At 69.7% G+C, this 13,132-nt stretch carries 11 protein-coding genes; 4 read left to right on the top strand and 7 right to left on the bottom strand.

The annotated features are described in order from the left end of the window. Nucleotides 1–22: 22 nt before the first annotated feature. From DY262_RS05665 to DY262_RS05655, 3 genes are all read left to right on the top strand, one after another. Nucleotides 23–2,257: a PAS domain-containing hybrid sensor histidine kinase/response regulator gene (locus DY262_RS05665; RefSeq protein ID WP_181936427.1), complete on the top strand. Its 2,235-nt coding sequence runs from the start codon at nucleotides 23–25 to the stop codon at nucleotides 2,255–2,257. Between the two features lie 164 nt (nucleotides 2,258–2,421). Beyond that, nucleotides 2,422–2,895 (top strand): CesT family type III secretion system chaperone, encoded by a 474-nt coding sequence (locus DY262_RS05660; protein ID WP_181936426.1) that lies wholly within the window; start codon nucleotides 2,422–2,424, stop codon nucleotides 2,893–2,895. 11 nt (nucleotides 2,896–2,906) lie between these two features. Then, on the top strand, nucleotides 2,907–4,799 hold the full coding sequence (locus DY262_RS05655; protein WP_116957962.1) for a hypothetical protein: 1,893 nt from the start codon (nucleotides 2,907–2,909) through the stop codon (nucleotides 4,797–4,799). 49 nt (nucleotides 4,800–4,848) lie between these two features. On the opposite strand, the gene DY262_RS05650 is transcribed toward DY262_RS05655, so the two are convergent. The 7 genes from DY262_RS05650 to DY262_RS05620 all read right to left on the bottom strand — a co-directional run bounded on the left by DY262_RS05650 (nucleotide 4,849) and on the right by DY262_RS05620 (nucleotide 11,836). Beyond that, on the bottom strand, nucleotides 4,849–5,811 hold the full coding sequence (locus DY262_RS05650) for a Bug family tripartite tricarboxylate transporter substrate binding protein (protein ID WP_116958025.1): 963 nt from the start codon (nucleotides 5,809–5,811) through the stop codon (nucleotides 4,849–4,851). An 11-nt stretch (nucleotides 5,812–5,822) separates the two neighbouring features. Continuing rightward, nucleotides 5,823–7,133, bottom strand: coding sequence for a TRAP transporter large permease (locus tag DY262_RS05645; protein WP_116957961.1), 1,311 nt, complete (start codon nucleotides 7,131–7,133; stop codon nucleotides 5,823–5,825). Further along, nucleotides 7,133–7,651: a TRAP transporter small permease gene (locus DY262_RS05640; RefSeq protein WP_116957960.1), complete on the bottom strand. Its 519-nt coding sequence runs from the start codon at nucleotides 7,649–7,651 to the stop codon at nucleotides 7,133–7,135. Before DY262_RS05640 ends, DY262_RS05645 begins: the two co-directional genes overlap by 1 nt. A gap of 115 nt (nucleotides 7,652–7,766) precedes the next feature. Continuing rightward, complete coding sequence (locus tag DY262_RS05635; protein WP_116957959.1) at nucleotides 7,767–8,801, bottom strand: TRAP transporter substrate-binding protein; 1,035 nt, start codon at nucleotides 8,799–8,801, stop codon at nucleotides 7,767–7,769. A 177-nt stretch (nucleotides 8,802–8,978) separates the two neighbouring features. Beyond that, entirely contained in the window at nucleotides 8,979–9,971 is a 993-nt protein-coding gene (locus DY262_RS05630; RefSeq protein WP_116957958.1) for a PDR/VanB family oxidoreductase, read from the bottom strand. Between the two features lie 4 nt (nucleotides 9,972–9,975). Continuing rightward, nucleotides 9,976–10,740 carry a GntR family transcriptional regulator gene (locus tag DY262_RS05625; protein ID WP_116957957.1) on the bottom strand — a complete coding sequence of 255 codons (765 nt, stop codon included), beginning with the start codon at nucleotides 10,738–10,740 and terminating at the stop codon, nucleotides 9,976–9,978. 4 nt (nucleotides 10,741–10,744) lie between these two features. Further along, nucleotides 10,745–11,836, bottom strand: coding sequence for an aromatic ring-hydroxylating dioxygenase subunit alpha (locus tag DY262_RS05620; RefSeq protein ID WP_116957956.1), 1,092 nt, complete (start codon nucleotides 11,834–11,836; stop codon nucleotides 10,745–10,747). A 161-nt stretch (nucleotides 11,837–11,997) separates the two neighbouring features. Here DY262_RS05620 and DY262_RS05615 point away from each other — a divergent pair, with 161 nt between their 5' ends. Then, nucleotides 11,998–13,119 (top strand): 5-methyltetrahydropteroyltriglutamate--homocysteine S-methyltransferase, encoded by a 1,122-nt coding sequence (locus DY262_RS05615; protein ID WP_116957955.1) that lies wholly within the window; start codon nucleotides 11,998–12,000, stop codon nucleotides 13,117–13,119. Nucleotides 13,120–13,132: the final 13 nt, after the last annotated feature.

The following is a 13,132-nucleotide window of genomic DNA, read 5'->3' as shown; positions in this document are numbered from 1 at the left end:
GATGCCGAGCGACCTCCATCCCATGAACCACGGTGCGACGGTTTCACCCGATTGGATCGAGCAGATAGAAGGCCTGGCCGCCGTGCTGCGGCCCAGCCCCTGGCGCTTCACGCCCAATGCGGCCCTGCAGGGGCTGCTGGGCGCGGAGGGGCACGCAGCGGCCGCATGGCGGCGGGCCTTAACCGCTGGCGGCGAGTTGTCCGCCCCCCTGCGGCGTGGCCAGCCGTTTCACGGGCGCCTGCGCCTTGAACCCGCCGCCGACGGCCACGGCGCGCGCCTGCTGCACCTCGACCTGGCGCCCCTGGGCAACGGAGACTGGCTGTGCACGGCCGTCGACCTGACGGACGTCGAGGAACGGCGCGGCCGCCGCGCGCTGACGCTGCGGCACCTTCGGCACACCCTGGACCAGTTGCAGGAACTGATGTCCATGGTGACCGAGGGCGAGACCATGCTCTTCACCAACGTGTCGTTCGCGCGCTTCTACAGCACCACGCCGGATCAGGCCGAAGGCCGCTCGGTGCTTGCCGTGATGGGGGAAGAGAACCACGCCATGACCGCGCCGTTCCGGGCCAAGCTGTTTCGCACCCTGCGGCCCGTGCGCTACGAACGCCCGCTGGTCAGCGGCGAGGGCGAGGACCGCGTGATGGATGTGCTGCTGTGGCCGATACCGGGCGGGCCCGGGCAGGTGAACCGCATGGCCACGCTCACCCGCGACGTCACGCTGCGCCACCGCGGCATGCAGGCCCTGCGCCAGACGCTGGAGCGGCTCAACGCCCTGTTCGAGGCCGGCATCGAAGGCATCCTGCTGTGCGACCGGGGCGTCATCACGGACGCCAACCCGATCGCCAGCCGCCACACTGGCCTTGAACGGCAGCAGCTGGTCGGCCTGTCGCTGGCGCAGGCGCTGGACCGGCTGGGCGTGCCACCCGAGGCCTGGGCGGGCGGCGGCCCGTCCATCGACCTGAGCCTGTCCCTGCTCCCCGGCGCGCACGACAAGCCCCCCATGCAGATCCAGGCCATCACCTTCATGGACGGGGACAGTCCCTGCCAGGCCGTATTGATCCAGGACGTGAGCTACCGCTACCAGGCCCAGCGCCGCATCGACCGCCTGCTCGTCGACCTGCGCTGGCAGACCGAACGCGCGGAGGCGGCCGATCGTGGCAAGTCCGTCTTCCTGGCCTCGGCCAGCCACGACCTGCGCCAGCCCATCCACGCGCTCGGCCTGTTCCTCACCACCATCCGCAGCCTCAGCCACGCGTCCTCGCCCTTGCCCAGCAAGCCTTTCGTGCCCATCGTGCAGCGCATGCGCGCCTCGCTGGACAGCCTGATGGAGCTGCTCAACATGCTGCTCGGCGCCTCCCTGCACGGCACCGGGCAAAAGCCGATCCATCCACGCCCCACGCCGCTGCAAGCGACGTTCGACGACCTGATGTCGGAGTTCGCGGCCATGGCGGCGCGCAAGGGCCTGAGCCTGCACGCGGTGCCCAGCCGCGCCTGGGTGCTGGCCGACCCCACGGTGCTGCGCCGCATCCTGGCCAACCTGGTGTCCAACGCCGTGCGCTACACGCAGCAAGGGCGCATCGTGCTGGGCGCGCGCCAGCGCGGCACCAGCGTCGAGGTGCAGGTGTGGGACACGGGCATTGGCATCCCGCCCGAAAAAATCGACGCCATCTTCCAGGCGTTCTTCCGCGTCGACACCGCGCCCACGCGCGACGGCCGCTCGGAAGGCCTGGGCCTGTCGATCGTGCGGCGCGCGGCCGCCCAGCTGGGCGCGCGGCTCGACGTGCGCTCGATGCCCGGCAAGGGCTCGATGTTCTCCGTGCGGCTGCCGCCATGCGAACCCCAGCGGCAGGAGCACGCGCCGGCCCCCGACGAACCATCGCCCGCGGGCGCCGGCCGGCACATCCTGCTGATCGACGACGACGAACAGGTGCTGCTTGCCACCACGCACCTGCTCACGTCGTGGGGCCACCAGGTGCTCAGCGCGGCCAACGCCGGCGAGGCCATGCGGCTGTGCGAGGCGCAGCCGGCGCGCATCGACACGGTGATCTGCGACTACATGCTCGACCCCTCCATGGACGGGCTGGAGCTGCTGCTGGGGCTGCGCGCGCGGCACCTCGGTCCGCTGCCCGTCTGCATGGTCACGGGCGACATGTCGGCCGAGCGCATCGAGCAGGCGAACCGCCACGGCTTCACGCTGCTGCACAAGCCGGTGAGCGCCGAGGCCTTGCGGAGGTTCCTGTGCGCGGCGGGCTAGCGGCGGCGGGCCAGGCCGCCAGCCGCAGAGAGGCGGCCGTCAGATCGATGACATTGTGATGACCATCGGCCATAGGGCCGACGGCCTTTGGAACCATATTGGTGCGCTCCCGACACAGGGCCACACGCAAGCCGCGTGGAACCCCGATGAAGAGGAGCCCCTTTGTGACCGCCGCTTTTTTTGACGACCTGTGCCGCCACGCCAGCCGGGAGCTGCGCCTGGACAACACCGAGGGCATGGGCCAGGAGGAGACCGTCGAGATCGATGGCGTCAGCCTGGAGGTGACGCACCACGAATCCAGCGCCTCGATGCTGGTGCTCGCGGAACTTGGCCGCATCACGGCCGAGGATCCCGCGCAGGTCTACCGGCAGTTGCTGGCCCTTCAACTGCTCACCTGGCACCAGCCTGGCATCCGCTTCGGCTACGACGAGGGCGGCGACGCGGTGGTGCTGATGCTCGGCGTGCCGCTGCGCGAGGACATGACCGGCCCCTGGCTGGCCCAGGCCTTGCGCGGCATGGCGGCCCAGGTGAAGCAATGGCGCGCCACCCTGCTGGCGGGCATGTTCGTGTGGGACGGGGCCCGCGCCGGCCCGCAAACCCGCGATGGCGCCCATGGGCCCCGCACCACGCTGGCCTGAAGGAGCGCCGCATGCAGCCCCAGACGAACGCCAAGCACCGCAAGTTCAGCCCCGACTACAACCAGCGCATCGTCAACAACCCCGACAAACGCCCCGAGACACCCGCGGATTTCGCCGCCTACACCGGGCTGAGCCGCAAGCGGACACGCCAATGGCGCCAGGACCCGCAGGCGTACGTCAACCACCTGCTGAGCACCGCCCTGGAGCAGGTGGCCGCCGTGCCCGCGCCCGCCAGCGCGGCGCAGGTCTCGACCCGGGACAAGGCCAGGGCCGTCTGCGGCGCCGGCAGCCTGGGGTTCAGCGTGTCCTTCATGCTGGCCAAGGCCTGGACCTCGCTGTGGGGGTTCCTGCCCACGCTGTCCAAGAGCGATCCGCGCCTCTTCTTCCTCGTGGGCGCGGCGGGGTTCGACCTGATCGCCTCGTTCCTGCACGCCACGGTGGCCAAGACCGTGGCCTTCGGACCCGGCGCCAACTACGGCGGCCCCCAGGCCCCGGACAAGGCGGCCTTCGACAACTACGTCACCCTGCTGGGCATGTGGTACGTGGCCTCGGCGCGGGGCGATGGGCCGCACGCCGATGAGATCGCCGCCGCCCTGCAGGAACTGGTGGACGGCGTGATCGCCCGTGCCCAGGCCGAGCAGGACAAGGGCACGCCCCTGCGCTTCGATTTCCGTGAACACCCCCTGCTCGGCGGCTGGCTGCGCAACGGCCACTTCCACCTGGCCTTCTTCAGCTATTCGGTGGTGTACCTGTTCTCGGGCAGCCTGGCGCCGCACCTGCGCTTGTGGATCGAGCGACTGCCCGCCACCGTCGCCCAGAAGGCCGGGCTGTTCGCGCTGTCGGACTTCCTGGCGTCGGCCGCCATGGGCCAGCTCGCCGGCATCTCCACCATGAGCCTGCACATGCTGGGCAATGCCTGGATCCAGCACGGCGCCGACAAGCCGGGCCTGCACCAGACCTGGAAGCAGGAACAACCCGTGGCGCTGAAGAAGTGCCTGGCGGTCACGCCCTCGCTGCTCGAGCTGGTCAACACCCGCAGCGCCATCGAGGCGAGCATTCTCGAGAGTTCCCTGAGCCCGGCCGAGAAGCGCCTGCGGCTGGCGCGCTTCGAGGCCCTGGTGCTGCCCCTGCTCGATCCCGCGATCGAGCGGCTGCAGCGGGTGCACAGGAAGTACCAGCAGCGCAGCGCGCTCATGGAAACCACGCAGGGCCGCGATCAGATCGCCCGCAACAAGACGGGCGCCATCGTCTTCGAAGGCGCGGGCAAGACACCGCACAGGCTCATCAACCGCTCGCCGGCCGCGATCCGCCTGCGCACCACCGGCGAGGTGGTGGGCAACATGCTTGCGATGCTCGTCCAGGTGTATTCGCTGTTCTATCTGTACACCCTGTTCGCCAGCACCATGCCTTTCACGGATACCGCGGCATCGGTGCCCTTCGGCGCCGCGATCAACGGCAGCGATTCCTGGGCCCACACGAGCGACGCGGGCTTCCTCAATGGCACCCAGGCCTGGTTCGGGGTCCCCGAGGACACCCAGCGCTACTCGACCGGGGCTGGCTGGATCCTCATCGCGGCCTTCTCGCTGCGGGCCGCGACGATCCCCGGCGCCGAGCTGCTGCTGAACCTGTTGTACGCCGCCGTGGTGTGGATGGGCCGCCCGGCGGTCCCATGCGAGAGCGGCGCGCCATCGGCGAGCGACGACGACGAGCACAGCGACGGCCCGCCGCCACCCAGTTACCGGCCCCCCTCTCCCGGCGACCGGGTCTCACCCGAGCCCGTAGAGGTCGTGGTCGATGGCGAGACCGCCGACGAGAGCGTGTCGGCGCAGGCCTGTGCGCACCCACCCAGCTCGGTGACGGTGATTGATGGGCTCATGGAGGGCGTCACGCCGTCCAACGAGTAGCCCGAAAGAGCGCGCTGGCGCGGGCGGGCCCACCGGCCCGCGCCAGGCCTCACTGCTTCGGAATGCCCGCGCGCTCGATCACCGCGCTCCAGCGCTTGATGTCGTTCACCAGCAGCGCCGTCGCCTGCTCGGGCGTGGACGAGCGCGGGTCGATGTTGAGCTCGCGCAGTTTCTTCTGCACCTCGGCGTCGGCCACGGCCGCGGCGATCTCCCGCTGCAGTCGCTCGATGACCGGGCGCGGCGTCTTCGCCGGCGCGGCGATGGCGTTCCACGACGAGGCCACGAACCCCGCCACGCCCGACTCCACCGCGGTCGGCACCTCGGGCAGCACGGGCGAGCGCTTCTCGCCCGCCACGGCCAGGGCCTTGAGCGCCCCGCCGCGGATCTGCGCGAGCACCGGCGCGAGGATTTCCACGCCCACGTCCACCTGCCGCCCGCGCAGGGCACCGATGAGGTTGGGCGTGCCGTTGAACGGCACGGTCTGCGCGTCGATGCCGGCGCTGCTCTTGAACAGCTCGGCCGCCAGGTGCTGCGTGCTGCCGATGTTGATGCTGCCGATGTTGAGCTTGCCGGGGTTCGCCTTCGCGAAGGCCAGCAGCTCGGGCAGGCTCTTGAACGGCGCCTCGGGGTGGGCCACGACGGCGATGTCGAAGAAGCCCAGCGTGGAGACCGGCGCGAAGTCCTTGACGGTGTCGAAGGGCAGCGACTTGAACAGGCCGGCGGTGACCGCCGTGCCGTTGGACATGAGGAACAGCGTGTGGCCGTCGGGCTCGGCGCGCGCCACCGTCTCGGCGGCCACCACGCCACCGGCGCCGGGGCGGTTCTCGATCACCACGGAACGGCCCAGGCCCTCGGCCAGCCGCCCGGCGACGATGCGCGCCGTCAGGTCGCCCACGCCGCCGGCCGCGAAGGGCACGACCAGGCGCAGGTTCTTCGACGGGAATGTCTGCGCCCTGACGGCCGCCAGCGGCAGCGCCGCGGCGGCCAGGGCGATCAAGCGGCGGCGACGCATGCCCGCCACCGCTACAGCACGAAGGTGACGATCACCGGGAACGCCACCAGGATCGCCGTGCGGATGAAATCGCTGAACACGAAGGGCAGCACGCCCTTGTAGGTCGCCAGAATGGGCACGTCCTTCGCCATGCTGTTGATGACGAAGAGGTTCATGCCCACCGGCGGCGTGATCAGGCCCACCTCCACCACGATCAGCACCAGGATGCCGAACCAGATGGCGAAGTGCTCGGGCGGCATGCCGAAGTCCAGCGCCGTCACCACGGGGAAGAACACCGGAATGGTCAGCAGGATCATGGACAGGGAATCCATGAAGCAGCCCAGGATCACGTAGATGACCAGGATGGCGACCAGCACCACCATGGGACTCAGGCCCGAGCCCGACACCAGCGAGGCGGCCTCCTGCGGCAGCTGCGACAGGGCCAGGAAGGTGTTGTAGACCCCCGCGCCGAGCACGATCATGAAGATCATGCCGGTGGCCACGGCCGTGCCCAGGACGGCCGCGACCAGCGTCTTGCGGTTCAGGCCACCGGCCGCCCAGGCCGCCAGGCCGGTGCCGAAGGCGCCCACGGCCGCGCCTTCGGTGGGGGTGAAGTAACCCAGGTAGATGCCGCCGACCACCACCAGGAAGATGGTGAGCACGGGCCAGACCTTCACGGTGGCCTTCCAGCGCTGGGCCATGGGCACCGGCGCCATGGAACCCACCTCCTCGGGCTTCAGGCGGGCGTAAACGGCAATGACGATGACGTAGCCGATGGCGGCCAGCACGCCGGGCACGAAGGCGGCCAGGAACAGCTTGGCGATGTTCTGCTCGGTCAGGATGGCGTAGATCACCAGCACCACCGAAGGCGGGATCAGAATGCCCAGCGTGCCGCCCGCCGCCAGCGTGGCGGTGGAGATGCCGCCAGCGTAGCCCGCGCGCTTGAGCTCGGGCAGCGCCACCTGGCCCATGGTGGCCGCGGTTGCCAGCGAGGAACCGCAGATGGCGCCGAAGCCGGCGCAGGCGCCGACGGCGGCCATGGCCACGCCGCCCTTGCGGTGGCCGATCCAGGCCTCGGCCGCCTTGAACAGGGCCTGCGACAGGCCCCCCAGCGCCGCGAACTGCCCCATCAGCAGGAACAGCGGGATCACCGAGAGGTTGTAGTTGGAAAAGGTGCTGTAGGTCAGCTGCTTGAGCTGGTTCAGGATGGGATCGGCGGTGCCGTAGATCATCCAGGCCCCGGCCATGCCGCAGACCAGCATCGCCAGCCCGATGGGCACGCGCACGAAGATGAGCAGCAGCAGGATCGGGAAGGACCAGGCCGCGAGTTCGACGCCAGACATCAGTGCGCTCCCGCTTCGGTGGTCCAGCCTTCGGGCTCCTTGCCCAGGCCGAGCATGGTCGCCGTCTTGGCGAGGTAGGCCAGGCAACCGACCAGCGCGCCCACCAGGCAGGCCGCGTAGGCCCACCAGATCGGCATTTGCAGGATGAAGGTGGTCTCGAAGTAGTCCTTCTTTTCAATCATGCCTTCGTAGAGCTTCCAGGTGAGCACCAGCCACACGACCAGCATGACCAGGTCGCACACCAGAACGATGGACTTCTGCGCCCAGGCGGGCAGATGCATGTAGAGCAGGTCCACCGTGGCGTGGCCGCCCTTGAGGTAGGTCCAGGGCAGGAAGAAAAACACCGCGATGGCGGTGCCGACTTCAACGAGTTCGAAGTCACCGGGAACAGGGCCCAGGCCGAGCCCGAGCATCGCGCGGCCGCTCACGCTGGCCACGATCATCAGCGTCAGCGCGACCAGCGCCAAGCCGCCGATGATGGCCGCCCATTGGGACAGCCGGTAGATGAATGCAATCATGCGAATGGCTTTCTACGAAAGACTGAGAGGCGCGATTGTCCAACATCGGCCGCACGCCCCCTCAACAAAAAGGCCGCCCTCTGGCGAGGACGGCCGTTGATCCCGCAGGGACGGATCACTTGCTGTACTTGGCGATCAGCGCCCTGGCCTCCGCGGCCAGCTTGGCTCCGTCGATGTTCTTGGCTTTCATTTCATTGACCCAGTCGGTCTCCACCGAGGCGGCGGTGCGCCGCCAGCGCTGCGTCTCCTGCACGTCCAGCGCGACGATGTTGTTGCCGGCCTTGACGGCGATGTCGCGGCCGGCCTTGTCGCCCTCGTCCATCGCGCGGCCGAACATGGCGGCGGTCTCGATGCCCGAGTTCTTGTCGATCACGGCCTTCAGGTCGGCGGGCAGCTTGTCGTAGGCGGCCTTGTTCATGGAGAAGGCGAAGGTCTGGGTGTACAGGCCTTCCTTGCCGGCGAAGGTGGTGTGGTTCTTCACCAGCTCGGTCACCTTCAGCGAGGGCGTCACCTCCCAGGGAATGGTGGTGCCGTCGATCACGCCCTTCGACAGCGCCTCGGTCACCGCCGGCACCGGCATGCCCACGGGCGTGGCGCCCAGCTTGGTGAGCATGTTGTTGATGATGCGCGAGCCGCCGCGGATCTTCATGCCGCGCAGGCTTTCCAGTCCGGTGACGGGCGTCTTGGTGTGGAACAGGCCGGGGCCGTGCGTGTGCACCGCGATGAGCTTGACGTCCTTGAACTCCTCGGGCGCGAACTTCTCGACATACTCCTGCAGCGCCCGCGAGGACGATTCGGCGTTGCCGCTCATGAAGGGCAGCTCGAACACCTCGGTCTTGGGAAAGCGCCCGGGCGTGTAGCCCAGCACCGTCCAGGTCAGGTCGACCACGCCGTCCTTGGCCTGGTCGTAGAGCTGCGGCGGCGCGCCGCCGAGCTGCATGGCGTGGAACAGCTGGACCTTGATGCGGCCGCCCGATTCGGCTTCCACCTTCTGCGCCCAGGGCGTGAGGGCGCGCGCCGGAATGGTGGCCTGCGGCGGCAGCATCTGGTGCAGGCGCAGCGTGACCGTCTGCTGCGCCAGGGCCGGCAGCGCCAGCGTGGCCGAGGCACCCAGCAGCGCCAGCGCGGCGCGTCGCTTCATCGGTTTCATCCTTGTCTCCGTTCGGGTTGCGCCCGGCCCTCTTCGGTGGGGGTGCTCATTGGCACGGGCGATGGGGGAACTGAACACCCACACTGTGCATGCGGCTTGGCACAGCAGCCAGTCCGGGGAAGGACTTTCAGCTATGCCGTTATGTTATGAAACCAGTAGGAACCCTCACAGGGTTTGTCAGTGGTGCGCCGCGTCGGCGCGCCAGGCGCTGTCCAGGGTGATGCGCCCCACCACGCGCGAGACACAGGCGCAGATGCGCCGATTGCCCTGCTTTTCGTGCTCGCTGAGGAAGACGTCGCGGTGGTCGATCTCGCCCTCCACGGCCAGCACGTCCATCGCGCACAGGCCACATTCGCCGCGCCGGCAGTCGCTCATCACCTCGATGCCGGCGGCCTCCAGGGCGTCGAGCAGCGACTCGTCGGCCGACACGGTGAGCGATGCCCCATGACGGGGCACGGTCAGGGCGAAGGCCTGGCTGGGCCGTTGGCCGCCGCTGCCGAAGGTTTCGAAGCGCAGGCCGCTGGCGGGGCGCCCCGCCTGGGCCCAGAGCGAGCGCAGCGACGCCAGCAGGCCGCTGGGACCGCAGACGTAGCACGGCGCGCCAGGCGGCAGGGCCGCCAGCTCGCCCGCCAGGTCCAGGCGCTGGCCCTGCCCCGACACGGCCGTCACCAGCTGGTCGCCCAGGGTGTCGCGCAGGCGCTCGGCATAGGCCAGTTCGCCGGCGTGGCGCGCGGCGTACAGCAGGCGCACCGCACGGCCGCGCCGCGCCAGGGCCTGGGCCATGGCCACCATCGGCGTGATGCCGATGCCGCCCGCCACCAGCAGGCTGGCGGGCGCGTCGAGGTCCAGCGGGAAGTGGTTCTGCGGTGCGCTCAGGCTCAGCGCGTCGCCCTCGGCCAGCGACCACATCGCGCGCGAGCCGCCCCGCCCGTCGTCCAGCCGTTTGACGGCGATGCGGTAGCCGCCGGGCGTGTCGGCCGGCTGGCCCACCAGCGAGTACGAGCGGGTCTGCTCGCGCCCGGCCACGCGCAGGCGCACCTGCAGGTGCGCGCCGGGCGGCCAGGCGATGGCCGCGCCGTCGAGCGGCTGCAGCACGAACTCGCGCACGCTGGGGGTGAGGTCGCGCAGCGCGGCCACGCGCGCGTTCTGCCAGATCGGGTTGCTTTTCATGGGGTCAGCGGCGGCGGATGAGTTTGAGCGCGGGCGCGTGGGTCGGGCTGTTGCTGTGGCCCGCGAGCACGGCGCGCAGGTTGCGCTGGGCCAGGCGCGAGTGCTCGCGCAGGATGGCCTCGGCGCGCGCGCCCTCGCGGCGTTCGATGGCGTCCAGCACCTGGCGGTGCTGGTCCTGCGCCACCACCAGCATGTCGCGCGCCGCTGGCGAGCCGGCCTCGGCCAGCACGAAGCCCGAAGGCGAGGCGAACGGCAGCGCGCACACGCGCTCCAGCTGGCGCTCCACCGTGGGGCTGTCGGCCATTTCGGCCAGCAACTCGTGCAGGCGGCTGTTGAGCGCCACGTACTCGGAGAAGGCCTCGGCGTCCAGCGCGGGCGCGGCCAGCACGGCGTCGATGCGCTCCAGCACGCCGCGCGCCTCGGTCAGCACGGCGGCCGGCGCGCCGCGCTCGGCCGCCAGGCGCGCCAGCAGGCCTTCGAGCGTGCCGCGCAGTTCGATGGCGTCGGCGATGTCGCGCTCGGTGAAGGTCTGCACCACGTGGCCGCCGCCGGGCAGCGCGCGCAGCAGGCCTTCCTGCTCCAGGCGCAGCAGCGCGGCGCGCACCGGCGTGCGCGACACGCCCAGGCGCTCGACGATGGCGAGCTCGGCGATGCGCGAGCCGCCGGGCAGCTCACCCGAGAGGATGAGTTCGCGCAGCTGCAGCAGCGTGCGCACCTGCGCGCTTTCGGGCGCGGTGTCGGGCATGGGGTTGGAGGTGCTGGTGGCCATGGGATCAGCCGGCGCGGCGGATGGGAATGACGCTGGAGCCCGCCCCGGGCGTGCCGCGCTCGGCATCCACCATCTTGTCGATCAGGCGCCGCGCCCACATGGCACCGGCGTCGATGTTGAGGTTGTAGAACTTGTGGTCGGGGTGCTGCTCGATCGCCTTCTGCTGCGCTTCGAGCACCAGCTCGTCCTCGCGGAAGATGCCGGCCACGCCCTCGCGCAGCTGGTGCGTCAGGCGCTGTTCGTCCAGGCAGTAGTTGCGCGCGAAGGCCCAGAAGTAGAGACAGCTGTTGCCGTTTTCGGGCGTGATGGTGTTGAGCACCATGCCGTTGACGCCCTGGCTGCGGTCGCCCTGCGGAGCGCCGGTGCCGGTGGGCGCCACGCCCACGTCGATGGCCACGGTGCACGGCGCCTCGAAGCGGATGATCTGCCAGCGGTCCACCGGGCCCTGGTGGCCGCGCGCCTGCCGCAGCTGCCCGGCCCAGAACGGCGGCGCCTCGATGTTCTCCATCCAGCGCGTGACCGTGGCCGTGCGTTCGCCGTGCGTGGCCACGAAAGGCGCCTCGGCCACGGCGCGGTTGCCGATGCTGCTGCCGTGCACGAAGGTTTCGTGCGTGAGGTCCATCAGGTTGTCGATGACCAGGCGGTAGTCGCACTGCACGCGGATCATCTTGCCGTCGCCCGCCCAGGCCGGGTCGTGGTTCCAGTGCAGGTCGGGGATCAGCGATTCGTCGGCCAGCGCCGGATCGCCCGGCCAGACCCAGATGAAGCGGTGCCGCTCCGCCACCGGGAAGCGGCGCACGCAGGCCGAGGGGTTGAGGGTTTCCTGGCTGGGCATGTGGGTGCAGCGCCCCTCGGCGTTGAACACCAGGCCGTGGTAGCCGCAGACCACTTCGTCGCCCTCCAGCCGGCCCATGGACAGCGGCAGCAGCCGGTGCCAGCAGGCGTCCTCCAGGGCGGCCACGCGGCCGTCGGTCTGGCGGTAGAGCACCAGCTTCTGCTGGCAGACGGTGCGGGGGAACAGGGCCCGTCCCACCTCAACGTCGTAGGCGGCGGCGTACCAGGCGTTGAGCGGGAAGTGGGCTGGATCGGTATTCATGGATACGCAATGTATACACGAATCGCCGTTTTCCCCATGAAATCCTTCAATCAAGCTCGGATTCTGGCTTTTATGTATCCATTGAAAACGCCGATCTTGCCGCCCAACGGGGCTTGGGCTACCGTCGGCGCCGTCCATTTCCGCAACCCCGAGGAGACCCCATGAGCCTGAATCCCCCCTTTCGCGCCGACCACGTCGGCAGCTTTCTGCGTCCGGCCTACCTGCTGCAGGCGCGCGAACAGAAAGCCAAGGGCGAGATCACGGCGGCCCAGCTGCGCGCGGTGGAAGACCGCGCGATCACCGAGATCGTGAAGTTCCAGGCCGACGTGGGCCTGCAGTCCATCACCGACGGCGAGTTCCGCCGCACCTATTTCCACATCGACTTCCTGGAGCAGCTGGGTGGCGTGAAGACCGACATCCCCGTCACCATCCGCAAGCCCGACGGCACGGAAGAGCTGGCCCCGCCCGTGATCCGCGTGATCGACAAGGTGCGCCACGCCAAGAACATCCAGCTCGCCGACTTCCAGTACCTGCAGGCGCAGGTCAAGGCGCTGGGCCTGCCGGGCCTCATGCCCAAGGTGACCATCCCCTCCCCCACCATGCTGCACTTTCGCGGCGGGCGCGCCGGCATCAGCAAGGACGCCTACCCCGAGCTGGATCCGGTGTTCTACGACGACGTGGCCCAGGCCTACGCGGACGAGCTGCAGAGCCTGGCCGACGCCGGCTGCACCTACGTGCAGATGGACGACACCAACATGGCCTACCTGTGCGACGAGAAGATGCGCGAGGCCGCGCGCCAGCGCGGCGACGATCCGAACGAGCTGCCGCACCGCTACGCCGCCTTCATCAACAAGGTGGTGGCGAAGAAGCCCAAGGGCATGACCCTGGCCATGCACCTGTGCCGTGGCAACTTCAAGAGCACGCACGCGGCGGCCGGCAACTACGAGCCCGTGGCCGAGGCCCTGCTCACCGAGATGCACCTGGACGCCTACTTCATGGAGTACGACGACGACCGCTCGGGCGACTTCCGCCCGCTGCGCTACCTCAAGCCCGGCAAGACCGTGGTGCTGGGCCTGGTGACCACCAAGTTCGGCCAGCTGGAAAGCAAGGACGAGTTGAAGCGCCGCATCGCCGAAGCCGCGAAGTACGCCCCGCTGGAGCAGCTCTGCCTGTCGCCGCAGTGCGGCTTCTCCAGCACGGTGCACGGCAACAACATCGCGGTGGAAGACCAGCGCAAGAAGCTGGCGCTGGTGGTGGAGACGGCGCGCGAGGTCTGGGGCTGAAACACACAGGGCG

This window comes from Hydrogenophaga borbori, from assembly GCF_003417535.1.
Classification (GTDB): Bacteria; Pseudomonadota; Gammaproteobacteria; order Burkholderiales; family Burkholderiaceae_C; genus Hydrogenophaga; species Hydrogenophaga borbori.
This window is presented reverse-complemented; position numbering and strand designations above follow the sequence as displayed.